Source organism: Achromobacter sp. UMC71 (genome assembly GCF_014170305.1).
Taxonomy (GTDB): Bacteria; Pseudomonadota; Gammaproteobacteria; order Burkholderiales; family Burkholderiaceae_B; genus Achromobacter.
Genome location: NZ_LZZT01000017.1, coordinates 23,036 through 47,742, shown reverse-complemented (window position 1 = coordinate 47,742; position 24,707 = coordinate 23,036). Strand labels below are relative to the sequence as shown.

The following is a 24,707-nucleotide window of genomic DNA, read 5'->3' as shown; positions in this document are numbered from 1 at the left end:
CCTTGCGGCCGCCCCGCGCCGGGATTGAAAAATTCAGGGCTTGCCGTCGGCAGGCCCCGTGTTCTTGGCGGCCGCCTTGGCCGCGGCCGGTTTGCGTGCGGTCTTCTTGGCGGCGGGCTTGGCAGCCGCCTTGGGCGCCGGCGCGGCCGCGGCTTGCGCGCTGCCCGGCTTGCCCTTGGCCGTGGCGCCAGCGTCCGGCGCGGCCGGGTTGGACGGCATGGATGCCGCCGTGGCGGCGGCGATCTGGTTGAACTGTTGCTGCAGCAGGTCCCACCAGGCCTTGGACGCGGACTGCGCCGCCGCGCCCATCTGCTCGCTCATGCCGGGCTGGGGATCATCCGCCTTGGACGCGGCGCCCCTGGCATCCGCCGCTTTGCCCGCGGTGTCCTTGGCGGCCGATGCCGCTTTTGCCGGCGCGGGCTTCAGGCCCAGCACCACTTCCAGCGGCGATGCGGCGCCGCTGTCGCGCACCATGCCCATGTCCAGATTGGCCGCCGAGTCGACGAACGCGCGCAGGGTGCTGATGGTGGAACGCTGCACTTCCATGCCCTGGATCGTGCTGGACAGCATGGACAGGTTCATGCGCAGCCAGTTTTCCACCGACCGCAGTTCGGCGATGCGGCGGTCCAGGTCTTCGAGGTTCATGGGAGGCGCCATCGGCAGGCTGCTTGCCAGCCCGCCTGGTCCGGTCAGGCCCGCCCAGGCCTGGCGCATCATTTCCATGCTGGCCAACAAGGGGTTGCCCGCCAGGTCGGATTGCTGGCCCATGCCGGGCAGGACGAACGGGTTGCTGTGTTGGTCGCTCATTCCTGGTCTCCCCATCGATCGCAAAAAGGCTGCGGGCCGGCGTGATTACCCCGGTAGCAGCTGATTATTTTCCACTCGCACGTGATCGCCGGACGCGAAGGCGAACGGCTGGGCGCTGCGGAACTGGCGCGCGCTGCCGTCGTTCATGCGTACCGTGAGCTCGTAGTGCGTCACCGTTTGTTGCTGTCTGATATTACGCTCAACTTCACGGCCTGCCAAAGCGCCGCCCACGGCGCCCAGCACGGTCAGCGCCGTCTTGCCGTTGCCGCCGCCGAACTGGTTGCCGACCACGCCGCCGACCGCGCCGCCGGCGATCGTGCCGACCAGATGGTCGCTATTGTCCTTGACCGGCACCTGCACCTGGCGAATGGTTTCCACCACGCCGCAGGTGCGGCAGGCCTGCGCCGGGGGTTGCGCCGCCGGAGCGGGCGCGGGCCGGGCCTGCGGCGCGGGCTGCCGGGCCGCGGGCGCCGGCGCGCCGGGCTGGGCCGGCGCCAGATTGGCGCCTTCGGGGCCAGCCTGGGCCACGGCCGGGTCCTCGGCGTGCGGCGTGGCCGACGGCGTGGGCAGCCAGCCCATCACGGCGGCGACGCCCACCGAGCACATGACGATGACGGCGATGGCGGCGGCCGCGACCAGCGGGTGCAGGGCGCGGCGGGTAGATTCGGTCTGGTTCGGATTCATGACGATGCTCCATCGTTGCTAACCGGCAGTGGTATAGCACCCGGACACGGTATCGGCATGTTGCGATGGTGACGCTTCTTTGCCGCACCCGTGCCATTGGACAGCCCCGGCCATTCGTGGACAATAGGCGCATGGATTCCATCACCTTGCCCCAGATCGAAGCGGCCATCAACTACTGGCGCAACGTCTCGCCGTCCGTCGGCGACGAATCGCGCCTGTGCCCCGAGGCCGCCGCGCTGGCCGCCCCCTATGCGCTGATGATCATCTCGCACCGCCGGGAAATCCCCGCCGCGGAGCTTGGCGACAAGGCGCGCGCGGCGCTGGCCGGCTGGGTGGCCGCAGGCGGCAGCGACTAGCCCGCAGGCCTCGCGCGCCCTGAGCGGGGCGGCATCGCCGCCCACCGCAGGCCCGAACCCCAGCCCAGCCCGATCAGCCCTTGAGCAGGGCCTGGATATCGTGCACCAGGGCGTCGACCCCGATGTTGTTGTTGGCCAGCACCCGCGATTCGCCCTTGCCGTCCAGCAGATAGAACGCCGCGGTGTGGTCCATCGTGTAGTTGCCGTCCTTGGTGGGCGCCTTGGCGTAATACGCCTTGAACGCCGCTGCGGCCTTCTTCACCTGGTCCGGCGTGCCGGTCAAACCCAGAAATCGCGGGTCGAATGCCGTTACGTATTGCTTGAGCACTTCCGGCGTGTCGCGCTCGGGATCCACGGTGATCAGCAACACCTGGACGCGGTCGGCGTCCGGCCCCAGTTTCTTCATCACTTCGGTCAGCTCGGCCAGCGAGGTCGGGCACACGTCCGGGCACTGCGTGAAGCCGAAGAACACCACCACGACCTTGCCGGCAAAGTCCTGCAACTGACGCGTCTTGCCGTTGTAGTCCGACAATTCCAGACCGCGGCCCAATTGGGTGCCGCTGATGTCGCTGCCCTTGAACGTGGGCGCATTGTCGCCGCAGGCGGCCAGGGCGGCAGTGAAAGCGGCGGCCGTAGCCAGGCGCAAGGCCAGGCGCCGGCTGGCGGAAAAGACGGACATCGACAACCTCCAGGGGGTCAGCGCAGCAGCGCGACCCAGTGGTCCACCAGCAGGGCGCCGAACAGCAGCGCCAGGTAGAGAATGGAAAAACGGAACATGCTGCGCGCCAGCTCGTCGCTGTAGGCGCGGTACAGCCGCCAGGCGTACGACACGAACATGCCGCCCAGCACCAGCGCCGCAACCAGGTACAAGACCCCGCTCATGCGGATGGCATAGGGCAGCAGCGTGGTCGCGACCAGCGCGATGCTGTAGAGCAGAATATGCAGGCGGGTGAACTGCTGGCCGTGCGTCACGGGCAGCATCGGCAGGCCGGCCTTGACGTAGTCGTGGTTGCGGTACAGCGCCAGGGCCCAGAAGTGTGGCGGCGTCCAGATGAAGATGATCAACACCAGCACCCAGGCTTCGGCGGGCACCGAATCGGCCACCGCCGCCCAGCCCAGGGCCGGCGGCATGGCGCCGGACAGGCCGCCGATGACGATGTTCTGCGGGGTACGGGGCTTGAGGATGATGGTGTAGATCACCGCGTAGCCCACGAAGGTGGCGAACGTCAGCCACATGGTCAGCGGATTGACCAGGGTGTACAGCACGAACATGCCCGCGCCGCCGAGCAGGCCCGACAGGCCCAGCACCTGGAACGCCGAAATGGTGCCGCGCGCGGTGGCGCGCCGCGCCGTGCGCAGCATGCGGGCGTCGACTTCCTGTTCGATCAGGCAGTTGATGGCGAAGGCGGCCGCGGCCAGCAGCCAGATGCCGATGGTGCCGAACAGCACCCGGCGCATGTCCGGCACGCCCGGCACGGCGAGAAACATGCCAATGACCGCGCAAAACACCGCCAGCTGCGTCACGCGCGGCTTGGTGAGCACGAAGTATTGGCGAAACAATCCGGGTTGGGGAGCGGCAAGACTGGTCATCATGGACCCTATTTTAAACGCGCACCGAATTGGGGCCGTAGCCCCCGGCCGGCGCCTGTCCGGCGGTGGCCAAGCGGACCATCAGGACCACCGCGGCCAGAGTCAAGCCCGCCGCGCCGCCATTGTGCAGCACGGCGATCAGGAGCGGCCACTGAAAGAAAATGGTGGTCAGGCCGGTCAGGAGCTGCGCAGCCAACAGCGCCAGCATCAGCGTGGCCGGGCCGCGCAGCCCGGCGTCCGACCGCAGCCGCCACGCCAGCACGCCCAGGTAGGCGAACACCACGAAGGCGAAATTGCGGTGCACCCAGTGGATCGCCGTCAGCGCGGGCTGGGAAATCATTTCGCCGGACGGCAGCTCGCCCAGGCCGCGGATGATGGAATAGCCGCCGTGGAAGTCCATGTCCGGCACCCATTTACCGTGGCACATGGGGAAATCCATGCAGGCCAGCGCGGCGTAGTTGGTGCTGACCCAGCCGCCCAGCGTCACCTGGATCAATAACAGCACGAAGCCGCCCACCACCCAAGGCTTGAAACGCGCGGCCGCGGCCGCCACGGCCAGGTGCGGCCGCTCGCGCGCCGACAGCCAGGTCATCAGCGCCAGCACCGACAGGCCGAACACCAGGTGCGCCGTCACGACGGCGGGCATGAGCTTGTGCGTCACGGTCCAGGCGCCGAACGCGCCCTGCACGCACACGGCCACCAGCGTCGTGACTGCCAGGGCCGGCGACCGGCCCAGTTCGCGCCGGTAGCGCCAGGCCATGTAGACGATGGCGATGATCAGCATGCCCAGGATGGTGCCGACGTAGCGGTGGATCATTTCGATCCAGGCCTTGGACAGCGTCACCGGGCCGAACGGCATGGCCTGCGAGGCCTGGTGGATGTCGCCCATGGCGCCCAGCGGCGTGACCTTGCCGTAGCAACCGGGCCAGTCAGGGCAGCCCAGGCCGGAATCCGTCAGGCGCACGAAAGCGCCGAACATGATCAGGTCCAGGGTCAGGAACCAGGTGAAGAAAACGAGCTTGCGATACCGCGCTTTGATGCGTTCCATGGAATTCAATAAATACCGATTCAACCGATGCGCGAGTTATAGACCAATTTACTGATGTCCTTGCGCACCTTCACGCCGTCGGCGTCGGCGGGATATTGCATCATCAGATTACCCAGGGGGTCGATCACCCAGATCGGATCCGCCAGGCCGGGCTGGCCGGCGGCGGCGTCGCGCGCCAGCAGATAGCGCGCCAGCTGGTCAGGATCGGCGCGCAGCATGACCGTGCCCTTGTAGGCTTCCATCACCTTGTCCGGCACCTGGGCATCGTCGGTGATGAACCAGACCCGCGTCAGCCGGTCGACGTTCTTGCCCTGGCTGGCGTGGGTATTGCGGGTGATGTAGAGCTTGCGGGCGCAGCTTTCCGGGCAGGCCGCGCCGTCGGCCGCCACCAGCAGCCACTTGCCCTTCAGGCTTTGCAGGTCGAACGGCTTGCCGTCCAGCGTGGTCAGCTTGAGCGCCTCGGGCGCCGGCATGGCGCGCTGCGGCGTCACCAGTTCGCCGTAGTTGCTGGCGTCTTCGGGCCACCACTGCGGGTTCATGTACACCACGAATGCCGCCACGATGGGCGCCAGCGTGCACAGGAACACCAGCACCATCGGCACCAGCGAACGCTTGGCGGGTTTGGAAGAAGTCAGGTCGCGAGCCACTTTTTTTGGGATCCTGTTGTCGGGAAAGCCGGGCGGTCAGGCCGCCGGGTCATTGGACGCGCGCTGGCGCATGCGCTTGATGGCGCCCCCCAGCACCACCAGCCAGGCGATGGCGGCGAACAAAGCGAAGGAAAACCACTGCACTGCATAGAAGGTGTTCTTCTGGAAATCCACCGACGGCTCGGGCCAGTCGTGCACCAGGCCGTCATCCGCGCCGGTGCCGAACTGGCTCACCACGGTCGGCAGCAACGTCAGCCCGGTGGCTTTGGCGTAGGCGTCCAGCGGCAGATTCTGCACCTGCGGCACGGCGCCACCGGCGACCGGCAGCGTGGCCGGCAGGCTGGAGGTGTCTTGCCCCCCCAGCGACCAGAGTTCGAACATGCGCGGCACGCGCTCGGACAGCTCGCCCTTGATGGCCTGCCCGTCCGGCAGCGTGGCCGGCAAGACCGGCTGGCCCTGGCCCTGGATCACCCGCGGCAGCCAGCCGCGCAGCACCAGCACGGCCGTGTGGCTGGCGTCGTCCAGCAGCAGGGGCGTGGCCAGCCAATAGCCGGGCCTGCCCTCGTGATTGCGGTTATCCAGCAGTACACTGAATTGCGGCAGCCACGAACCGGAGGCCTGCGCCACGCGCCAAGGCTTCATGTCGCCCGGCGGCGTCGACGGCGCCAGCACCAGCGGCGCTTGCTTGCGGCCGGCCTCGATAGCCGCCAGAATGGCGCGTCGCTCATCGGCGCGCCGCAATTGCCACTGGCCCAACGACGTCAGGATCACCACGGCGATCCCAAGCAGAAGTAAAGCGGCTACGGTGTAGCGAGTCGAATGCGGTCGGGCCATTTGTCTTCAATAACTCTGATTTGTCCGGAGACCATCATGCGCGTTTTCGTCGTTCTGGCCTTCATCGGTATCCTGGCCAGTCTGGCATCCGCCCTGGTCTACCTGATGCGGGACAAAGGCACCACCAGCCGCACGGTCAATGCGCTGACGGTGCGCATCGGCCTGTCGGTGGCCCTGTTCCTGTTCGTGCTGTTCGCCCATCACATGGGCTGGATCGAAAGCACCGGTTTTAGATAGGCCCGGCCCCGGCCGGTTCCCGGCATGAACCAGGCAACCCGCCGGTCAGGCCAGCCGTATTGGAACACGGACCGCCGTTATGCCAAGGGCGAGGCCCGCGGCGCCGGTTTTTCCCCGGCGGCTCGCTGACCTCGCCCCGTTCAGCTGATCGGCCCAGGCCCGGCAACGCCGGGCCCGTCCCTCAGAACCAGTAGACGAACAGATACAGGCCCAGCCACACCACATCCACGAAGTGCCAGTACCAGGCGGCGCCTTCGAAGCCGAAGTGATGATCGGCCGTGAAATGGCCGCGCATCAGGCGGATCAGGATGACCGTCAGCATCGTGGCGCCCAGGATCACGTGGAAGCCGTGAAAGCCCGTCAGCATGTAGAACAGCGAACCGTAGGCGCCCGAATTGAACTTGAGGTTCAGCTCGGTATAGGCGTGGTGGTATTCGGCGGCCTGACAGGCCACGAAGATGAAGCCCAGGATCACGGTGGCGGCCAGCCAGAACATGGTCTTGCCACGGTGGTTTTCACGCAGCGCATGGTGAGCGATGGTCAGCGTCACGCCCGAGCTCAGCAGCAGCGCGGTGTTGATCGTGGGCAGCCAGAACGGGCCGACGGTCTGGAAGTGCTCGACCACGCCGGCCGGACCGAAGTTGGGCCACACGGCCTGGAAGTCGGGCCACAGCATCAGGCGGTGGTCCATGTCGCCCAGCCACGGCGTGGTGATGGTGCGCACGTACCAGAGGGCGCCGAAGAACGCCGCGAAGAACATGACTTCCGAGAAGATGAACCAGCTCATGCCCCAACGGTAGGATCCGTCGATGCGCTTGCTGTTCATGCCGGCTTCGGATTCCTGGATGGCGTCGCCGAACCAGTAGTACAAGATGACGATCAGCGCGACGAAACCCGCCAGCACCGACCACTTGGCCCAGCTGACGCCGTTGATCCAGCCCGCGGCGCCCAGGCCCATGAGCAGCAGCGCCACGGCCGTGCGCACGGGGTGCCCCGAGTCGGCGGGCACGAAGTAGTACGGTGCCTCTTTTCCTTGAACCGAGTGGCTTGCACTCATGGCTTTCTCCCTGGTACTGATTTATAGAATTAAGTGATTCAAGTCAGGCTGGATACGGCCCAACGCACAATTAACACCAGCACGGTCACGAAGATGGCCGCCGCCAACAACCCCGCCACGATCACATGGACCGGATTGAGCCGGGCGCTGTCCTCGCGGTAGCCTGCGCCCTTGCGGACACCGAAAAACCCCCACGCCACCGCCTTCATCGTCTGAAGAAAGCTCAGCTTGCGCTGGGCGGATTCGCGCAGGTCATCGCTCATGGCTAACCGCCGACGGCTTTGCCCGTCAACAGCGCCGACCCGCGGAATACGGTCCAGGCAAACACGGCAATGACAAATACCAGCAGAATCAGTCCTGCGATCTTGTTGCGACGGCGCTGCTCGGGTGTCATTGCTATGCTGCCTGTTGCGTAGAGGGGAGTCGGACTTACTTGACTTCGGGCGGCGTCTCGAAGGTATGGAACGGCGCCGGCGACGGCACGGTCCATTCCAGCCCTTCGGCGCCTTCCCACGGCTTGGCCGAGGCCACTTCGCCCTTGCCCATGTAGCAGCGCAGGACCGCCCACAGGAAGATCAGCTGCGACAGGCCGAACCAGAAGGCGCCGATGGTGGCGATCTGGTGGAACGTCGTGAACTGCGCGGCGTAGTCGGCGTAACGGCGCGGCATGCCGGCCAGGCCCAGGAAGTGCATCGGGAAGAAGGTCACGTTGAACGAGATCAGCGTCGACCAGAAGTGCAGCTTGCCCAGTTTTTCGCTGTACATGCGGCCGGTCCACTTGGGCAGCCAGTAATAGGTGCCGGCGAACAGGGCGAACAGCGAGCCGGCCACCAGCACGTAATGGAAGTGGGCCACCACGTAATACGTGTCATGCACCTGGATGTCGATTGGCGCCACCGACAGGATCAGGCCGGTGAAGCCGCCCATGGTGAACACGAAGATGAAGCCGATCGAGAACAGCATCGGGGTCTCGAACGTCATGGAGCCGCGCCACATGGTGGCGACCCAGTTGAACACCTTCACCCCGGTCGGGATGGAGATGAGCATGGTGGCGTACATGAAGTAGAGCTGCCCGGTGACCGGCATGCCCGTCGTGAACATGTGGTGCGCCCACACGATGAACGACAGCACGGCGATCGAAGCGGTGGCGTACACCATCGAGGCATAGCCGAACAGCTTCTTGCGGGCGAAGGCCGGCACGATGGCCGACACGATACCGAACGCCGGCAAGATCATGATGTAGACCTCGGGGTGCCCGAAGAACCAGAACACGTGCTGGTACAGGACCGGGTCGCCGCCGGCTGCGGCGTTGAAAAAGCCCGTGCCGAAGTGGCGGTCGGTCAGCACCATGGTGATGGCGGCGGCCAGCACCGGCATCACGGCCAGCAGCAGGAACGCGGTGATCAGCCAGGTCCAGCAGAACAGCGGCATCTTCATCAGCGTCAGGCCGGGCGCGCGCATGTTCAGCACGGTCACGATGATGTTGATGGCGCCCATGATGGACGATGCGCCCATGATGTGCATGGCGAAAATGGCCAGGTCCATGCCCGGGCCCATCTGCAGCGACAGCGGCGCGTACAGCGTCCAGCCCGCGGCGGTGGCGCCGCCCGGCACGAAGAACGAGGCGGTCAGCATGATCGCGGCCACCGGCAGCAGCCAGAAGCTGAAGTTGTTCATGCGCGCGAAAGCCATGTCGGACGCGCCGATCTGCATCGGGATCATCCAGTTCGCGAAACCCACGAACGCCGGCATGATGGCGCCGAACACCATGATCAGGCCGTGCATCGTGGTGAACTGGTTGAACAATTCGGGGCGGAAGAACTGCAGGCCCGGCTCGAAGAGCTCGGTACGCAGCAGCAATGCCAGCGTGCCGCCCTCGAGCAGCATGACGAACGAGAAGATGAGATACATCGTCCCGATGTCTTTGTGGTTCGTGGCGAAAAGCCAGCGGCGCCAGCCCGTGGGCATGGCGTGGTGGTGGTCATCGTGACCGTGGCCGTGGCCCGGCGACACGTGGTCTACAGTGACGCTGCTCATGATGGACTCCTTCCTGCTGAGTGCCGGCCCCGTTCCACGGAACCGGCAGGGTATCTCTAACTAAACGGAACCAGCTCTGACGATGGGAAAACGCGGGGCGCGATCAACGCGCGGCCGCGACGTCCTTCGGCATGACTGTCGGGTCCTGCCCCTTGCCGGCATTGCTCCAGGCATGGCGCGTATAGCTGATGACCGCTGCGATTTCGACATCGTTGAGCTGCCCGCCGAACGCCGCCATGGCGGTGCCGGGCTTGCCCTTCAGCACGGTGTTGATCTGGGCCGCCTTCGGGCCCAGAACAACCTTGTCTCCGTCGAGCGCGGGGAAGCTGCCCGGGATGCCCTTGCCGTTGGCCTGGTGACAGGCCACGCAATTGGCGGCGAAGACCTTCTCGCCACGGGCAACCAGTTCGGCTTCCGTCCACTCTTTATTGGGATCGTCGGCGTTTGCCGCCATCTTCTTCTTTTGGTCTTCCACCCACTTATCGTAGTCGGCCTGTGCCAGGACTTCCACGACGATGGGCATGAAGGCGTGGTCCTTGCCGCAAAGCTCGGCGCATTGACCACGATAGATACCGGGCTTTTCAGCGCGGAACCAGGCATCGCGCAGGAAGCCGGGAATGGCATCCTGCTTGACGCCGAAGTCGGGAATCATCCAGGAGTGGATGACGTCGGCCGCGGTGAGCACGACGCGGATCTTCTTGTCGACGGGCACCACCATGTGGTTGTCCGTCTCCATGAGATAGAACTCGCCCTTGGGCTCGCGGTTCTCGATCTGGGCGCGCGGTGTCGACAGCGTGGCGAGGAACTTGATGCCGGCGGCGGAGCCATCGAGGTATTCGTAGCCCCACTTCCATTGGTAGCCGGTGACCTTGACGGTGAGATCGGCGCTGGAAGTGTCTTTCATGGCGACGACCGTCTTGGTGGCCGGCAGCGCCATGGCGATGACGATGATGAAGGGGATGACCGTCCAGGCCACTTCCACGCCAAGGTGTTCGTGGAAGATCGCGGGCTTGTGCCCGCGTGACTTGCGATGCGCCCAGATGGAGTAGAACATCACTCCGAAGACGCCGACGAAAATCACGATACAGATCGTGAGCAGCATCCAGTGCAGCCACATGACATCACGCGTGATCTGCGTAACGCCTTCGTGCAGGTTCAGCTGATTGACCTTCGGGCCGCCGGGCATGTCTTGCACCTGAGCGCCGGCCACGCTGCCAATCAGCATCGCACAAGCTCCCAGTATCCCTCTCCACTTCTTCATGCTTACCTCGAAACACGGCGCGAGGGCCCTTGTCGCCTAGTGGCACGGATGTCACTGCAACAGGACTACGCGCAATTATTAGATGGCAGGGCTAGGCAGGGAGATAGAGCGGCCCCCGCATTCCCACTCGAAATCACAAAGAAACTGGCGGATTATAGCGGACGCACAAATAGATGTAAGTTTGTGCTCTTGAATTCATGCTACCTGCCCCCATCTGGCCGACCCCTATTGACGCGCCGGCCAAAGCGGGTGGCATAAAATCCCGCACAGTCTCATTACTCCGGCCCCACGATGCCCAAGCAGTTGTCCGATTTATATGCCGACCTGAGCGCACGCGCCCAAGAGCCCGCCCCCGTGGGCGCACATGCTTTATATATAGCGGGGCGGCGCTGCGGCTGGGCTACGCATGCGGCATGCGACGCGCTGCAAGGGGCCGACCACATCGAGGTCGACGATGCGGCGCTGCGCATCGGCGCGGCGCTCACTCCCGGCGCGGCCCTGAACGCGGTGCTGGAACAGGCCGCGCAACTGTTGCGCCAAGCCAACTGCCTGCGCGGCTGGCGCGATGAATTGCTGGACGTGCTGGACGGCGAAACCTCGCTCGGCGTCATCGAACGCGCGGCGGTGCGTCCGCTGGGCCTGCTGACCAAGGCCGTGCACCTGAACGCCTGGACGCCGGATGGCCGCGTCTGGATCGCGCGGCGGGCCTTGAGCAAATCCACCGATCCCGGCATGTGGGACACCCTGGTGGGCGGGCTGGCCGGCTGCGGCGAAGACCTGGAAACGGCGCTGGTGCGCGAATGCGGCGAAGAAGCCGGCCTGGACGCACCGGACCTGGTGCGGCGCTCGCCGCTGCGTACCATTCTGCGCATCCACCGCCGCCTGCCCGAGGGCTATCAGGTGGAAGACGTGCTGACCAGCACCTGCGTGCTGGCGGCCGATGCCCGCCCCGCCAACCGGGACGGCGAAGTCATGGAAATCGCCGCCGTCGACGTGGCCACGGCCGTGCGCCGGGTGGCCGAGGGCGAATTCACCCTGGAAGCCGCGCTGGTGATCATCGAAGACATCATGCAGCGCCAGGCCGCCGGCGACATCTGACGCCGCGCGGCCCGCGGCCGCGCTAGCGCGGCTGCACGCCGGGTTCGCCCAGCACGCCGGGACGCCGGGATTCGCCGTCCTGCGATTCGTCCGCTTCATGCAACTCGGCGCTTTGCGGCGCTTCGTGCTTGGGGGCTTCGTGCTGGCCGGCTTCGCGCGGCACGGCCTTCCCGCCAGCCTCGGGCTTGCCGCCTTCGTGCAGGCCCGCTTCCCGCAATGCGCGGGCGGCGCGCTCGTCGATGCCGCTATCTGACGACCCCGCCCCCGCGGCCTCGGCGGCTTCCGCCGCCTGCGAGGGCGTGGGCGCCGAAACCGGCGCGGGCACCGGCGCCGGCGCCGCGTTCGAGGCCTGCGAGAATTGCTTCCAGACCTCGATGGCGCGCAGCCGCTGCTTGGCGACCACCTGGATGCGTTCACGCAGATGCTCATCGCGCGCCAGCAGGGCATGGAAATCGCGCGACGACAGCATCAGCAGCTTGCTGTAGCCCAGCGAGGTCACCTCCGGCGCGATCTGCTGCTCGCCCAGCAGGCCCAATTCGCCGAAGAACTCGCCGCTGCCCAGTTCGATCATGGTGTTGTCCGGCAGGTGCACCGCCACGGCGCCGGACGCCACGAAGCACATTTCCTCGCCGTGCCGGCCCTTGGTCAGCACGCGCTGATCGGGCAGCGACAGGCGCGGCTTGAGCAGCTTGCTGATGGCGCGCAACGAATCGGCCGACAGGCCCTCGAACAGTGGCACGCGGTTGATCAGGTCGGCCGCGCTCATTTCGATATCCAGCGGCGGGTGCGTGTCGATATGCGACCAGCGGCTCTTCAATTGCGCCATCAGGTCGGCATAGACCTCGCCGCTGATCAGGAACTGCTCGAGCATGTCGCGGTAGCGGATGCGTTCCAGCTCGCGGGCCACGCGGCCCAGGTAGCTTTCCTGCAACCACTGCGCATACGACGGGTACTGCAGGTTCAGGGCCTGCATGGCGTTTTCGATCAGGTCCAGGCGCCGCTGGTGCAGCGCCACGATGCGCTGCGTCGCGGCCTCGCCCAGCAGCGGCGTGATCTGCTCGCGCGCGAACACGATCAGGCGCTGGGCCACCGACCGCTTGCTCATCAGGTTGGCGAAGCGCTGGCCCAGCTCGCGCGCCAGCCACCCCTGGAAACCGAACAGGTAGTGCAGCCGCAAGGCCAGGCGGAACCCGGTGGAATAGCGCACGTCGGCAACGATGGCGCGCTCGAAGCCCGGCACGCCGCCCATGCGGATGGCGTCCTCCAGCCGTTCGGCCCGCGCCAGCAGAGCCTCGGCCATGCGCCAATCGACGATCTGCGCCTTGAGGATGTCAAAGAACATTTCCTCTTCGCGCTGCGCCACGATGGCCAGGCCGACCGACACGCGCTGCTCGTCGCTCATCTGGCTGACCTGGCCGTCGTGCACGCTGGTCAGGCTGGCATCGAACACGGCGCGGATGCGGTCGCGCACCTCGGTGCCGATGTGCTCGGTCTTGGCCACCTCGTCGGTCTTGCCCTGCAGGTCTTCCAGCGCCACGGCCAGCGCCTGGTTGCGGATGGTGCGCTCGACCGGCGACAGCTGGTTCAGCCCCAGCATGCGGATCAGCGGCCGCAGGCTGATGCCGTTGACGAACAAAGTCAGCAGCACGAAGCCGGTGGTAGCCACAGCAATGAACTGGCGCGCCTCTTCGGGCACGCCGGTCTGCTCGGTGACGGCCAGCGCCAGCGCCAGCGACACGGCGCCGCGCAGGCCGCCCCACAGCATCACGACCTTATAGGGGTTGCTGACCTTGGTGCCCAGGCGGGTCAACCCCAGCAGCGGCAGCAGGCCGAACACCACGATCGCGCGCGCGACCAGCGTCACCACGAACACCACGCCGACCAACACCAGTTCCTGCCAATCGGCCGCGGCCATCAGCTTCGGGATCAGCATGGCCGCGAACAGGAAGATGAGGGAGTTGGCCCAGAACCCGAATTGCTCCCAGGCGCTGGCCAGGTATTCGAAGGTGGTGGGCGACATGCGGGTGCGGCCGGTCGACCCCACCACCAGGCCGGCGATCACCGTGGCGACCACGCCCGAGACGTTCAGGTAGTGCTCGGAAATGAAGAAGGACAGGTACGCCAGCGTCAGCGTCAGCGTGATTTCCGCGGTGGGAAAACCGCGCAGCCAGGCGAACAGGAAACAGGCCAGCCGCCCCATGGCGAAGCCGGCGATGCCACCGCCGATGAAGTGCACGATGAAGTCATTGAAGATACCGCTGGCGGTCAGCTCGCCATGGCCGCCCAGGACGGCCAGCAGCACGGAATACAAGGCGATGGACGCGGCGTCGTTGAACAGGCTTTCGCCTTCGACCAGCGTGGTCAGGCGCTTGGGAGCGCCCACTTCGCGAAAGATGCCCACCACCGCCACCGGGTCCGTGGTCGCGACGATGGCGCCCAGCAGCAGGCACACGACGAGCCCGTAGGGCGAAATGGCGTCCAGCGTGACACCGACCACCACGGTGCACACCACCACCGCCACGATGGCCATCATCAGGATGGGGCCGATGTCGTCCATCAGGCGCCGCACGTTCATGGACAGCGCGGTCTCGAACAACAGCACCGGCAGGAACACCATCAGGAAGGTCTCGGACGAGATCTCGAACCGCTCCAGCGAATCCAGAAAGTCGCCGATCCAGCTGGGCGCCCAGCCGTGGACGTGCACGATGATGCCCAGCAAGCAGCCGACGATTGCCAGCAGCACCGAGTAAGGCAATTTGAGGCGGCCGGCCAGCGGCGGCATGAAGCACACCAGGGTCAGCAGGCCAGCCAGGCCGAATACGAGAAAACCTACATCCATGGAGTGCGCCGCGTCCCGATCATGAAGCTTGTGAGAAGTTCCACAAGAATAGCGGGTTTTCCTGCAAGTCTTGGCGCCGAGAAGAGGGCATGCACGTTTCGTTACCCCAGACGGGTCACGCCCTATGCGCCTGGCCGCGACTTTTTCGGTAAGGTAGGGGCCGTGCAGAACTTTGCAGGAGCCGCACTTGGCACGCGTCCATACCCTGGCCCGGCGCAATGACGCCCCGGCCATGCTCGTCCAACTGACGGATTGCCATCTGTTCGGCGAGCCCGACACGGTGATGCTGGGCGTCAACACCGACGCCAGCCTGGGCGCGGTGCTGCGCCAGATCGAGGCCGATCACAAGCATCCCGACCTGCTCCTGGCTACCGGCGACCTGTCCCAGGACGGCGAACCCGCGGCCTACCGCCGCCTGGCCGCCATGCTGGGCTCGGCCCCGGCGCTGGCAGGCGCCCAAATTCGCTGCCTGCCCGGCAACCACGACCTGCCGGCGGCGATGCGCCAGGAACTGCCCGAGTGGTCGGCGCCCGTGACCGACGTGGGCGCGTGGCGGGTGGTCTCGCTGGACACCACGGTGCCGGGATCGAATGCCGGGCATCTGCCCGACGGCCAGTTGGATCTGCTGGAGGCCGCGCTGGCCGATGCACCCGGGCGGCACACGCTGCTGGCGATGCACCACAACCCCATGCAGATCGACAGCCACTGGCACGACTCGATGATGATCGACAATCCCCAGGCGCTCTTCAAGCGGCTGACGCGCTGGCCACAGGTCCGCGTGCTGCTGTGGGGCCACGTGCACCACGAATTCGACCGCCGGCGCCACAACCTGCGCATGCTGGCCACGCCCTCCACCTGCTTCCAGTTCAGCATCCGCGACGGCAAGCACGTGGTCGACAACCTGGCGCCCGGGTACCGCTGGATCAAACTCTATCAAGACGGTTCGATGGCCACCGGCGTGCGGCGCGTGCAAGACGCGCAGTGGTATACGGTGCAGGCCGATCCGGACAGCGCGCAGGCCGCGTAGCGAGCGCGCAATAAAAAACGGGGCACCATATGCGTGGTGCCCCGCAAGCATCCGTCTCATAGGGGAGGGGAAAGAGGAGAAGCCGAGACGGATGACAAGACTGCCAACCAAAGTTTGCGGTCTACGTGAAGTTAGGCGGTACGGACTTCATTAAGTTTCTGGAATCGTGCGTTATTTCGCGATGAATTTGTATCAATTTATTGATGCGGGACGGTACTCGTCGCCGGGGCCGTGATCGGCACCCGCAAAAGAAAAGGGCTGCCCAAGGCAGCCCTTTGCGTGGCGCGTAGCGGAATCAGGCGGCGAGGTTGCCGCGCATTTTCTTCAGCGCCGCCGCTTCGATCTGGCGGATGCGTTCGGCGGACACGCCGAATTCCTGAGCCAGTTCGTGCAGCGTGGCGCCGCCGTCGTCTTGCAGCCAGCGGGCTTCGACGATGCGGCGCGAGCGCGGATCCAGGGCTTCGAGGGCGCTGGACAGGCCGCTGCTTTGCAGCTGGTCGCGCGCGGCGCGTTCCAGCACGCGGGTCGGTTCCTGGCGGCCTTCGTCGGACAGGTAGGCGATGGGCGCGTAGCTGTCGTCATCGTCGTCCTGGTTTTCCAGCGACATGTCGCGGCCGGACAAGCGCACTTCCATTTCGCTCACGTCTTCGCGGCGCACGTTCAGTTCGCGCGCGATGTGATCGACCTGTTCAGGGTCGAGCGTCTGGCCGTCGGGGCGCATGCTGCGCAGATTGAAGAACAGCTTGCGCTGGGCCTTGGTGGTGGCCACCTTGACCAGACGCCAGTTGCGAATGATGTATTCGTGGATTTCGGCCTTGATCCAGTGCACGGCGAACGACACCAGGCGCACGCCGCGCTCGGGGTCGAAGCGCTTCACGGCTTTCATCAGGCCGACGTTGCCTTCCTGGATCAGGTCGGCGTGGGGCAATCCGTAGCCCAGGTATTGACGAGCCACCGACACCACCAGACGCAGGTGGGATAGCACCAGTTCGCGCGCGGCGCCCAGGTCTTCCTGGTCGCGCAGGCGGCGGCCGAGTTCGGTCTCGCGCTCGGCGGACAGGACCGGCAGGCGGTTGACCGCGGAAATGTACGCGTCGATCGTGCCGAGTGCGCCCGGATTGGCAATGGCCAACGCCAGGGCGTTGCCGGAAGCGGCCAACGAGGTACTGGGTTGTTTCATAGCAGCGGTCTCCGGAAAGCGAAGGGGTAACGACATGGATTCGATGTTAGCACTCTAGTAAAGGGAGTGCTAATTCGACTATTGCGGCGCGTCAAAGTTTCCTTTCCTTAACGCGTCCCCATTTTTATTTCACGCTGCGACAACAACGTCGTCCGCCCGCCGGGCCGCCCCAAGGGCGGGCAGCCCCATCGGGGGCCGCAAGCGCGCGAAGCGCCTGCGGCGTGGGGGCACATCTTTCTACCAACCCAGGCGCTTCAGGGCCTCGGCGGTGGCCTCGCCGTCCGGACGGACGAACAGCGCGCCGCGAGGGTCCATGAACACCTGGTACTTCGCGCCGTCGAACAGGGGCATGTAGGCCGCGCTGCCAAATTGGACATCGACGAAGGGGAACCAGTTCGGAAAACTTTGCTTGAGCGAGCCCAGGTCCGGCGCCGGCCAGTCGTCCAGGGCGTGGACCGAGCGCGTGGCCGATGCCTCGCGGGCGACATCGCTGTAGCGGCCCGACAGGCGTTCCAGCCGATACAGCGGCGGCACGCCGGCCATCAGAGCCGGCAGGCGCCAACGCACGACCCGCGCATCGATCTGCCATTGGTCGCCGTACAGCACGTACTGCTTGGCGCCCACCCCCGGCGCGGTGGCGCTGACCTGGTACTGGCCCTCGGCCTGTTGGCGCGCTTCGATCCGGGCGACGGGCGCGTCGGTGGTCAGCCGGAAGAACTGCACCAGCGACAGCGCCAGCAAGCCGGACACCCCGCCCAGGAGCAGCAGCATCAGCCCGAACAGGCGCCGCACCGGCCGAAACTGGAAGCTGCGGCGGCCGCGCTCGTCGCGGGGACCGCCCTTGCCCAGCAGCATCGCGAGGCCCGGCAGGAATAGGACGACCGCGGCCAGCAGGATCCAAACGAAGGGGGCGATTCCGTTGATCAAATCAGGCGGTCCTTTGCGAAGAAGGCCGGGCCTGGCGACCCGACGCACAGGGCGCCGGGAGCCTGCCTCGGCAGGCTGCCCAGTATAGAAGCGGGGCGCTAGACGGCCGGTTTTCCAAGCCGCTCGACGTGAAACCGGATGTGATCTTCGATGAAGGTCGAGATAAAGTAGTAGCCGTGGTCGTAGCCGTCCTGACGGCGCAGCGTCAACGGCTGGCCGGCGGCGGCGCAGGCGGCCTCGAATACCTCGGGATACAACTGCTCGGCCAGGAACTGGTCGGCGGTACCCTGGTCGACCAGGATGCCGCCAGGGAACGGCTGGTGCAGGCCGCGCATCAGCAGGGATGCGTCGTAAGCCGCCCAGGCGTCCGGATGGTCGCCCAGGTAGGCGCCGAACGCCTTCCTGCCCCAGGGGCACTGGCTGGGCGCGGCGATCGGCGCGAAGGCCGAGACCGACTGGAACTTGCCTGGATTGCGCAGCGCCAGCACCAGCGCGCCGTGGCCGCCCATCGAGTGGCCGAAGATGCCGACCCGCGCGGCGTCGCCGGGCAGGGTGCGGGTAACGATGCCATACAGCTCCTGCGTGACGTAGCTGTCCATGCGGTAGTGCCCGCGCCAGGGCTCGGCGGTGGCGTCCAGGTAGAAGCCGGCGCCCGTGCCCAGGTCCCAGCTTTCGTCTTCGCCGGCCACGTTGGCGCCGCGCGGGCTGGTATCGGGCGCCACCAGCATCACGCCCAGTTCGGCGGCCAGGCGCTGGGCGCCCGCCTTGATCATGAAGGTTTCTTCCGTGCAGGTCAGGCCGGCCAGGTAGAACAGCACGGGCACCGGCCCCTGCTCGGCCTGGGGCGGGACGAACACCGAGAAGCGCATCGGCAGGCCGATCTCGGCCGAGTCATGACGGTAGTAGCGCTGCGTGCCGCCAAAACAGCGATGCTGGGAAATGAGTTCCAGGGCGGCGGGCATGAGCGTTCTCCGGGCTGTGGGGCTGAAATAAATTCGTACGGGATTAGGGTATATCCACGGTACGACGATCCGTCGCCGAATGTTAACCTGCCCGAAACGGGGTCCTTCTCATAAAAAGTATCGATTCCGTGCCCATATTGTGATCACGGGGCTTGACCAGCGCCCACCGTGGCACTATTTATATAAGTAAGAGAAGACAACCCGTTCTTCTGGAAGCGCAAGCCCTGACACTATGGCCCGTCTGCCCCGTCTGTACGCCCCTGGGCTGCCCCAACTGGTGCAGGCCAACTTCATTCAGCCGCTGGCGGCGCCGTCCCAGCCCGCCCCGGCCGACATCCTCAATCAGCTTGCCGCGTGGCTGGGCGAATCCGCCCAGCGCCACCGGGTATCGGTGCACGGCTGGCTACTCGCCAACGACCGCATCCTGCTTCTGGCCACCCCGGCCGACGAAGAAGGTCTGCCGCGCCTGATGCAGACGCTGGGCCGCAACCTGGCCGCGCGCCTGCGGGGCGGCCGGGTGTTCGCCGGCCGCTACCGGTCCGCTTTGCTGGAACCCGGCGCATGGGTGCTGCCTGCCCTGGTCTGGCTCGAAACCTACCCGGTGCGCAGCGGCGCCTCGCAAGACCCCGATTCCTGGCCCTGGTCGTCGGCCTCCAGCCACACCGGCAACACCACGGCTGCGCCCGCGCAATGGCAATCGGATCACGCGGACTACTGGGCTTGCGGCAATACGCCGTTCGACCGCCAGGCCAATTACCGCAAGCGCCTGCAGGACGGCCTGTCGCGCGAGGAAACCCAGCGCATCGATCAGGCCGTTTCCGGTCAGTGGGCCTTGGGCGGCGCGAACTTCATCGCCAGCCTGGCCCATACCGCCAGCCGCCGGGTCGCGCCGGGCCAGCGAGGACGTCCGCGCAAGAAACCCGTCGCACCCACGACCGACACCGAAGCCGGCCCCGCCACCACGCCGGCGTCACCGCCGACGACCAGCGGCTCGTCCTCCTGACATAGCGCCTTCGGGCGCTTTTTCATGCCCGCCTGAAGCGATCCCCGCCAGGCGGTGTCGCATTTCGCCGACGAAATGCCCTGTGGCAGCGCATCGCGACGCCCCTCAAAATATCAAAATAAATGGGGACGAAACATCGTCAAAATAGGGATTTCACTACCCTTGTGAGCGCACAATGAAAAGCACGTCCCCGTCCGGCCTTTAACGGCGCGGCTGTTGATGCGTCACCATATTAATGCTCTATGGCGGTGCATGATATAAATTAGGGTCACACCCCTTATATTCCTATTGCACCCTACTGCTGGCGAGGGTATTGTCCGTCTCCTGCACTGCAACATTACGACGCAGGCTCACTGCGGAGCGCGCCATGCCCCAAATTACCCCGAACGATTCCTGTCCCACCCCCAAGGCGACCCCGATCGATGCCAGCCGCATCGGCCTGCCACCTGCCCAGGGCCTGTACCACCCCAAGAACGAACATGACGCTTGCGGCGTGGGGTTCGTGGCGCACATCAAAGGCAAGAAGAGCCACGCCATCATCCAGCAAGGCCTGAAGATCCTGGAAAACCTGGATCACCGCGGCGCGGTGGGCGCGGACAAGCTGATGGGCGACGGCGCCGGCATCCTGATCCAGATTCCCGACACGCTCTACCGCGACGAATTCGCCCAGCACGGCATCACCCTGCCGCCGCCCGGCGAATACGGCGTGGCGATGGTGTTCCTGCCCAAGGAAACCGCCTCGCGCCTGGCGTGCGAACAGGAACTTGAACGCTCGGTGCGCGCGGAAGGCCAGGTCGTGCTGGGCTGGCGCAACGTGCCCGTGGACGTCGACATGCCCATGTCGCCCACCGTGCGCGACTGCGAACCCGTGATCCGCCAGCTGTTCATCGGCCGCGGCGCCGACGTAATGGTGCCCGACGCGCTCGAGCGCAAGCTGTACGTGATCCGCAAGACCGCCAGCCATGCCATCCAGAACATGCATCTGGCGCACGGCAAGGAATACTTCGTGCCGTCGGCCTCGGTGCGCACCGTGGTCTACAAGGGCCTGCTGCTGGCCGACCAGGTCGGCCGCTACTACCGCGACCTGGCCGACCCGCGCACGGTGTCCGCGCTGGCGCTGGTGCACCAGCGTTTCTCGACCAACACGTTCCCCGCCTGGCCGCTGGCCCACCCGTACCGCATGATCGCCCACAACGGCGAAATCAACACGGTCAAGGGCAACTTCAACTGGCTGCGCGCCCGCGAAGGCATGATGCAGTCGGCCGTGCTGGGCGATGACCTGAAGAAGCTCTACCCCATCGTCTACGAAGGCCAGTCCGACACCGCCACGTTCGACAACTGCCTGGAACTCCTGGTGAACTCGGGCTACTCGCTGGCCCACGCCATGATGATGATGATCCCGGAAGCCTGGGAACAGCATACGCAGATGGACGAAAGCCGCCGCGCGTTCTACGAGTACCACGCCGCCATGATGGAGCCGTGGGACGGCCCCGCCGCGGTCGCGTTCACCGACGGCCGCCAGATCGGCGCCACGCTGGACCGCAACGGCCTGCGCCCGGCCCGCTACCTGGTCACCGATGACGACATGGTCATCCTGGCCTCGGAAGCCGGCACGCTGTCGATTCCCGAAAACCGCATCGTCAAGAAATGGCGCCTGCAGCCGGGCAAGATGTTCCTGATCGACCTGGAACAGGGCCGCATCATCGACGACGCCGAAATCAAGCTGCAGCTGGCCAACAGCCGCCCGTACCGCCAATGGATCGAGCGCCTGCAAATCAAGCTGGAATCGCTGCCGGCCCCGCGCCAGGCCGCCGTGGCCACGCAATCGTCCGTGTCGCTGCTGGACCGCCAGCAGGCGTTCGGCTGGACCCAGGAAGACTACAAGTTCATCCTGGAACCGATGGCCTCGTCGGGCGAGGAAGTGATCGGCTCGATGGGCAACGACGCGCCGCTGGCCGTGCTGTCCGACCGCGCCAAGCCGTTCTACAACTATTTCCGCCAATTGTTCGCCCAGGTCACCAACCCGCCGATCGACCCGATCCGCGAACAGATGGTGATGTCGCTGGTGTCGTTCATCGGCCCCAAGCCCAACCTGCTGGACATCAACAACGTCAACCCGCCGCTGCGCCTGGAAGTCTCGCAGCCGGTGCTGGATTTCGCCGCCATGGCGCAGATCCGCGACATCGAGCAGGTGACCGGCAAGAAATTCCGCAGCTTCGAGCTGGACATCACGTACCCGGCCGCCTGGGGCCCCGAGGGCATTGAAGCCCGCGTGGCCGCGCTGTGCGCGCGCGCCGTGGACGCGGTGCAAAGCGGCTACAACATCCTGATCGTGTCCGACCGCCTGGTCGACAACGAGCGCGTGGCCATCCCCGCGCTGCTGGCCACGTCCGCCGTGCACCAGCACCTGATCCGCGCCGGCCTGCGCACCAACACCGGCCTGGTGGTCGAAACCGGCTCGGCCCGCGAAGTGCACCACTTCGCGCTGCTGGGCGGCTACGGCGCCGAAGCCATCCACCCCTACCTGGCGCTGGAATCGCTGGGCAAGATGAGCGACCCGGAAAAGGCCGTCAAGAACTTCATCAAGGCGATCGGCAAGGGCCTGAACAAGGTGATGTCCAAGATGGGCATTTCCACCTACATGTCCTATACGGGCGCCCAGATCTTCGAAGCCGTGGGCCTGCAGAGCAGCCTGGTGAACAAATACTTCACCGGCACCTCGTCCAACATCGAAGGCATCGGCATCTTCCAGGTCGCCGAAGAAGCGCTGCGCCAGCACCGCGCCGCCTTCAGCACCGACCCGGTGCTGGCCAACGACCTGGACGCGGGCGGCGAATACGCCTACCGCGTGCGCGGCGAAGAGCACATGTGGACGCCGGATTCCATCGCCAAGCTGCAGCACGCCTCGCGCGCCAACAACTACCGCACGTACAAAGAGTACGCGCAGATCATCAACGACCAGAGCCGCCGCCACATGACGCTGCGCGGCCTGTTCGAGTTCCGCTTCGATCCGTCGCGCGCCATTCCGCTGGACGACGTCGAATCGGCCAAGGACATCGTCAAGCGCTTTGCCACCGGCGCCATGTCGCTGGGCTCGATCTCGACCGAGGCCCACTCGGTGCTGGCCGTGGCCATGAACCGCATCGGCGGCAAGTCCAACACCGGCGAAGGCGGCGAAGACGAACTGCGCTACCGCGCCGAAATGCGCGAAGGCAAGAGCACCATCAAGGACGGCGACACGCTGGCCTCGCTGCTGGGCTCGGACCGCATCGAAGCCGACGTCGCGCTCAAGAAGGGCGACTCGCTGCGCTCGAAGATCAAGCAGGTCGCGTCGGGCCGCTTCGGTGTCACCGCCGAATACCTGTCCTCGGCCGACCAGATCCAGATCAAGATGGCGCAGGGCGCCAAGCCCGGCGAAGGCGGCCAGCTGCCCGGCCACAAGGTGTCGGAATACATCGCCAAGCTGCGCTACTCGGTGCCGGGCGTGGGCCTGATCTCGCCGCCGCCGCACCATGACATCTACTCGATCGAAGACCTGGCCCAACTGATCCACGACCTGAAGAACGTCAACGCTCGCGCTTCCATCTCGGTCAAGCTGGTGTCGGAAGTGGGCGTCGGCACGGTAGCCGCGGGTGTCGCCAAGGCCAAGGCCGATCACGTCGTCATCGCCGGCCACGACGGCGGCACGGGCGCGTCGCCGGTGTCGTCCATCAAGCACGTGGGCACGCCCTGGGAACTGGGCCTGGCCGAAACGCAGCAGACGCTGGTCCTGAACCGCCTGCGCAGCCGCATCCGCGTGCAAGCCGACGGCCAGATGAAGACCGGCCGCGACGTCGTCATCGGCGCGCTACTGGGCGCCGACGAATTCGGCTTTGCCACGGCCCCGCTGGTCGTGGAAGGCTGCATCATGATGCGCAAGTGCCACCTGAACACCTGCCCGGTGGGCGTGGCCACGCAAGATCCGGTGCTGCGCAAGAAGTTCCAGGGCAAGCCCGAACACGTCGTCAACTTCTTCTTCTTCATCGCTGAGGAAGTGCGCGAAATCATGGCCCAGCTGGGCATCCGCAAGTTCGACGACCTGATCGGCCGCGCCGACCTGCTGGACATGCGCTCGGGCGTGGAGCACTGGAAGGCTCAGGGCCTGGACTTCGCCCGCGTATTCCACCAGACCCAGTCCGACGCCGACGTGCGCCAGACCGAAGAGCAGGACCACGGCCTGGCCGGCGCGCTGGATCACCAGCTGATCGAGCGCAGCAAGCCCGCGCTGGAACGCGGCGAAAAGGTCTCGTTCATCGTGCCGGTGCGCAACCGCAACCGCACCATCGGCGCCATGCTGTCGGGCGCGGTGGCGTCGCGCTACGGCCATGACGGCCTGCCGGACGACACCATCCACATCCAGTGCAACGGCACGGCCGGCCAAAGCTTCGGCGCCTTCCTGGCCCATGGCATCACCATGGACCTGGTGGGCGAAGGCAACGACTACGTCGGCAAGGGCTTGTCCGGCGGCCGCATCATCGTGCGCTCGCCCAACGACTTCCGCGGCTTCGGCCCCGACCACATCATCGCCGGCAACACCGTCCTGTACGGCGCGCTGGCCGGTGAAGCGTTCTTCAACGGCGTGGCCGGCGAACGTTTCGCGGTACGTAACTCGGGCGCCGCCACGGTGGTGGAAGGCACGGGCGACCACGGCTGCGAATACATGACCGGCGGCACCGTCGTGGTGCTGGGCGCCACCGGCCGCAACTTCGCGGCAGGCATGTCGGGCGGCGTGGCGTACGTGTGGGACCCCGAGCGCACGCTCAAGCATCGCGCCAACCTGTCGATGGTCGAACTGGAAGCCGTGGCCCCGCACGCAGAGCAACAGGCGCAGAACAACATCGACATCTGGCACAGCGCGCAGCGCGGTGGCGAGCGCGAAACGGATGAAACCATCCTGCGCCGCCTGGTGGAAGACCACTTCCGCTACACCGGCAGCTTCCGCGCCCGCGAAATCCTGGGCGACTGGGAAGCTTCGCGCGGCAAATTCGTAAAGGTCATGCCGACGGACTACCGCCGCGCATTGGGTGAAATGTGGCGTGCAGCCAACCCGCAACAACTGGCTGCGTGAGGGATA

At 66.0% G+C, this 24,707-nt stretch carries 22 protein-coding genes; 6 read left to right on the top strand and 16 right to left on the bottom strand.

Annotated features, from left to right (window positions below):
- Nucleotides 1–33: 33 nt before the first annotated feature.
- Nucleotides 34–807 (bottom strand): PhaM family polyhydroxyalkanoate granule multifunctional regulatory protein, encoded by a 774-nt coding sequence (locus tag A9974_RS08870; protein ID WP_183003735.1) that lies wholly within the window; start codon nt 805–807, stop codon nt 34–36.
- Nucleotides 808–852: 45 nt separating this feature from the next.
- Nucleotides 853–1,491 carry a glycine zipper 2TM domain-containing protein gene (locus A9974_RS08865; RefSeq protein WP_183003734.1) on the bottom strand — a complete coding sequence of 213 codons (639 nt, stop codon included), beginning with the start codon at nt 1,489–1,491 and terminating at the stop codon, nt 853–855.
- Nucleotides 1,492–1,622: 131 nt separating this feature from the next.
- Here A9974_RS08865 and A9974_RS08860 point away from each other — a divergent pair, with 131 nt between their 5' ends.
- Nucleotides 1,623–1,847 (top strand): DUF3717 domain-containing protein, encoded by a 225-nt coding sequence (locus tag A9974_RS08860; protein ID WP_183003733.1) that lies wholly within the window; start codon nt 1,623–1,625, stop codon nt 1,845–1,847.
- Between the two features lie 73 nt (nt 1,848–1,920).
- On the opposite strand, the gene A9974_RS08855 is transcribed toward A9974_RS08860, so the two are convergent.
- The 5 genes from A9974_RS08855 to A9974_RS08835 form a co-directional block, all read right to left on the bottom strand.
- Nucleotides 1,921–2,526 carry an SCO family protein gene (locus A9974_RS08855; RefSeq protein ID WP_175193294.1) on the bottom strand — a complete coding sequence of 202 codons (606 nt, stop codon included), beginning with the start codon at nt 2,524–2,526 and terminating at the stop codon, nt 1,921–1,923.
- Nucleotides 2,527–2,543: 17 nt separating this feature from the next.
- Nucleotides 2,544–3,437 (bottom strand): heme o synthase, encoded by an 894-nt coding sequence (cyoE, locus tag A9974_RS08850; protein ID WP_183003808.1) that lies wholly within the window; start codon nt 3,435–3,437, stop codon nt 2,544–2,546.
- 13 nt (nt 3,438–3,450) lie between these two features.
- Nucleotides 3,451–4,485 carry a heme A synthase gene (locus A9974_RS08845; protein WP_183003732.1) on the bottom strand — a complete coding sequence of 345 codons (1,035 nt, stop codon included), beginning with the start codon at nt 4,483–4,485 and terminating at the stop codon, nt 3,451–3,453.
- A 20-nt stretch (nt 4,486–4,505) separates the two neighbouring features.
- Entirely contained in the window at nt 4,506–5,081 is a 576-nt protein-coding gene (locus A9974_RS08840) for a hypothetical protein (RefSeq protein ID WP_183003807.1), read from the bottom strand.
- An 87-nt stretch (nt 5,082–5,168) separates the two neighbouring features.
- The gene (locus tag A9974_RS08835) at nt 5,169–5,966 is read right to left on the bottom strand and encodes an SURF1 family protein (protein ID WP_183003731.1); all 798 of its coding nucleotides are present in this window, start codon (nt 5,964–5,966) and stop codon (nt 5,169–5,171) included.
- A gap of 36 nt (nt 5,967–6,002) precedes the next feature.
- On the opposite strand from A9974_RS08835, the gene A9974_RS08830 reads away from it, so the two are divergent.
- Nucleotides 6,003–6,203: a twin transmembrane helix small protein gene (locus A9974_RS08830; RefSeq protein WP_025139905.1), complete on the top strand. Its 201-nt coding sequence runs from the start codon at nt 6,003–6,005 to the stop codon at nt 6,201–6,203.
- A 181-nt stretch (nt 6,204–6,384) separates the two neighbouring features.
- On the opposite strand, the gene A9974_RS08825 is transcribed toward A9974_RS08830, so the two are convergent.
- From A9974_RS08825 to coxB, 5 genes are all read right to left on the bottom strand, one after another.
- Nucleotides 6,385–7,260 carry a cytochrome c oxidase subunit 3 gene (locus A9974_RS08825; RefSeq protein WP_183003730.1) on the bottom strand — a complete coding sequence of 292 codons (876 nt, stop codon included), beginning with the start codon at nt 7,258–7,260 and terminating at the stop codon, nt 6,385–6,387.
- A gap of 38 nt (nt 7,261–7,298) precedes the next feature.
- A complete protein-coding gene (locus A9974_RS08820; RefSeq protein ID WP_006392371.1) occupies nt 7,299–7,523 on the bottom strand; it encodes a DUF2970 domain-containing protein in 225 nt (74 codons plus the stop codon).
- 2 nt (nt 7,524–7,525) lie between these two features.
- The gene (locus A9974_RS29310) at nt 7,526–7,654 is read right to left on the bottom strand and encodes a cytochrome oxidase small assembly protein (protein ID WP_025139907.1); all 129 of its coding nucleotides are present in this window, start codon (nt 7,652–7,654) and stop codon (nt 7,526–7,528) included.
- Nucleotides 7,655–7,689: 35 nt separating this feature from the next.
- The gene (gene ctaD, locus A9974_RS08815; protein ID WP_175193296.1) at nt 7,690–9,297 is read right to left on the bottom strand and encodes a cytochrome c oxidase subunit I; all 1,608 of its coding nucleotides are present in this window, start codon (nt 9,295–9,297) and stop codon (nt 7,690–7,692) included.
- Nucleotides 9,298–9,400: 103 nt separating this feature from the next.
- Nucleotides 9,401–10,558, bottom strand: coding sequence for a cytochrome c oxidase subunit II (gene coxB / locus A9974_RS08810; protein ID WP_183003729.1), 1,158 nt, complete (start codon nt 10,556–10,558; stop codon nt 9,401–9,403).
- A 291-nt stretch (nt 10,559–10,849) separates the two neighbouring features.
- On the opposite strand from coxB, the gene A9974_RS08805 reads away from it, so the two are divergent.
- Complete coding sequence (locus tag A9974_RS08805) at nt 10,850–11,656, top strand: NUDIX hydrolase family protein (protein ID WP_183003728.1); 807 nt, start codon at nt 10,850–10,852, stop codon at nt 11,654–11,656.
- A gap of 22 nt (nt 11,657–11,678) precedes the next feature.
- On the opposite strand, the gene A9974_RS08800 is transcribed toward A9974_RS08805, so the two are convergent.
- The gene (locus A9974_RS08800; RefSeq protein ID WP_255468102.1) at nt 11,679–14,495 is read right to left on the bottom strand and encodes a cation:proton antiporter; all 2,817 of its coding nucleotides are present in this window, start codon (nt 14,493–14,495) and stop codon (nt 11,679–11,681) included.
- A gap of 187 nt (nt 14,496–14,682) precedes the next feature.
- On the opposite strand from A9974_RS08800, the gene cpdA reads away from it, so the two are divergent.
- Entirely contained in the window at nt 14,683–15,522 is an 840-nt protein-coding gene (gene cpdA, locus A9974_RS08795) for a 3',5'-cyclic-AMP phosphodiesterase (protein ID WP_183003727.1), read from the top strand.
- A gap of 295 nt (nt 15,523–15,817) precedes the next feature.
- Here cpdA and rpoH read toward each other — a convergent pair whose 3' ends face one another.
- The 3 genes from rpoH to fghA form a co-directional block, all read right to left on the bottom strand.
- Nucleotides 15,818–16,702 carry an RNA polymerase sigma factor RpoH gene (gene rpoH / locus A9974_RS08790; RefSeq protein WP_183003726.1) on the bottom strand — a complete coding sequence of 295 codons (885 nt, stop codon included), beginning with the start codon at nt 16,700–16,702 and terminating at the stop codon, nt 15,818–15,820.
- Nucleotides 16,703–16,939: 237 nt separating this feature from the next.
- Nucleotides 16,940–17,629 carry a hypothetical protein gene (locus A9974_RS08785; protein WP_183003725.1) on the bottom strand — a complete coding sequence of 230 codons (690 nt, stop codon included), beginning with the start codon at nt 17,627–17,629 and terminating at the stop codon, nt 16,940–16,942.
- A gap of 98 nt (nt 17,630–17,727) precedes the next feature.
- Nucleotides 17,728–18,591, bottom strand: coding sequence for an S-formylglutathione hydrolase (gene fghA / locus A9974_RS08780; RefSeq protein WP_183003724.1), 864 nt, complete (start codon nt 18,589–18,591; stop codon nt 17,728–17,730).
- A 232-nt stretch (nt 18,592–18,823) separates the two neighbouring features.
- Here fghA and A9974_RS08775 point away from each other — a divergent pair, with 232 nt between their 5' ends.
- The gene (locus tag A9974_RS08775) at nt 18,824–19,594 is read left to right on the top strand and encodes a hypothetical protein (RefSeq protein WP_183003723.1); all 771 of its coding nucleotides are present in this window, start codon (nt 18,824–18,826) and stop codon (nt 19,592–19,594) included.
- Between the two features lie 367 nt (nt 19,595–19,961).
- Nucleotides 19,962–24,701, top strand: coding sequence for a glutamate synthase-related protein (locus A9974_RS08770; RefSeq protein WP_183003722.1), 4,740 nt, complete (start codon nt 19,962–19,964; stop codon nt 24,699–24,701).
- Nucleotides 24,702–24,707: the final 6 nt, after the last annotated feature.

Bases quoted from the DNA above. Each gene is read 5' to 3' on its own strand.
- A9974_RS08825 (WP_183003730.1), bottom strand. From the start codon at position 7,260: ATGAGTGCAAGCCACTCGGTTCAAGGAAAAGAGGCACCGTACTACTTC.
- coxB (WP_183003729.1), bottom strand. From the start codon at position 10,558: ATGAAGAAGTGGAGAGGGATACTGGGAGCTTGTGCGATGCTGATTGGC.
- A9974_RS08860 (WP_183003733.1), top strand. From the start codon at position 1,623: ATGGATTCCATCACCTTGCCCCAGATCGAAGCGGCCATCAACTACTGG.
- A9974_RS08845 (WP_183003732.1), bottom strand. From the start codon at position 4,485: ATGGAACGCATCAAAGCGCGGTATCGCAAGCTCGTTTTCTTCACCTGG.
- A9974_RS29310 (WP_025139907.1), bottom strand. From the start codon at position 7,654: ATGACACCCGAGCAGCGCCGTCGCAACAAGATCGCAGGACTGATTCTG.
- A9974_RS08870 (WP_183003735.1), bottom strand. From the start codon at position 807: ATGAGCGACCAACACAGCAACCCGTTCGTCCTGCCCGGCATGGGCCAG.
- A9974_RS08830 (WP_025139905.1), top strand. From the start codon at position 6,003: ATGCGCGTTTTCGTCGTTCTGGCCTTCATCGGTATCCTGGCCAGTCTG.
- A9974_RS08805 (WP_183003728.1), top strand. From the start codon at position 10,850: ATGCCCAAGCAGTTGTCCGATTTATATGCCGACCTGAGCGCACGCGCC.
- A9974_RS08840 (WP_183003807.1), bottom strand. From the start codon at position 5,081: ATGGTGCTGGTGTTCCTGTGCACGCTGGCGCCCATCGTGGCGGCATTC.
- ctaD (WP_175193296.1), bottom strand. From the start codon at position 9,297: ATGAGCAGCGTCACTGTAGACCACGTGTCGCCGGGCCACGGCCACGGT.
- cyoE (WP_183003808.1), bottom strand. From the start codon at position 3,437: ATGACCAGTCTTGCCGCTCCCCAACCCGGATTGTTTCGCCAATACTTC.
- A9974_RS08770 (WP_183003722.1), top strand. From the start codon at position 19,962: ATGCCCCAAATTACCCCGAACGATTCCTGTCCCACCCCCAAGGCGACC.
- A9974_RS08865 (WP_183003734.1), bottom strand. From the start codon at position 1,491: ATGAATCCGAACCAGACCGAATCTACCCGCCGCGCCCTGCACCCGCTG.
- fghA (WP_183003724.1), bottom strand. From the start codon at position 18,591: ATGCCCGCCGCCCTGGAACTCATTTCCCAGCATCGCTGTTTTGGCGGC.
- A9974_RS08855 (WP_175193294.1), bottom strand. From the start codon at position 2,526: ATGTCCGTCTTTTCCGCCAGCCGGCGCCTGGCCTTGCGCCTGGCTACG.
- A9974_RS08775 (WP_183003723.1), top strand. From the start codon at position 18,824: ATGGCCCGTCTGCCCCGTCTGTACGCCCCTGGGCTGCCCCAACTGGTG.
- A9974_RS08800 (WP_255468102.1), bottom strand. From the start codon at position 14,495: ATGGATGTAGGTTTTCTCGTATTCGGCCTGGCTGGCCTGCTGACCCTG.
- A9974_RS08820 (WP_006392371.1), bottom strand. From the start codon at position 7,523: ATGAGCGATGACCTGCGCGAATCCGCCCAGCGCAAGCTGAGCTTTCTT.
- rpoH (WP_183003726.1), bottom strand. From the start codon at position 16,702: ATGAAACAACCCAGTACCTCGTTGGCCGCTTCCGGCAACGCCCTGGCG.
- A9974_RS08835 (WP_183003731.1), bottom strand. From the start codon at position 5,966: ATGGCCCGACCGCATTCGACTCGCTACACCGTAGCCGCTTTACTTCTG.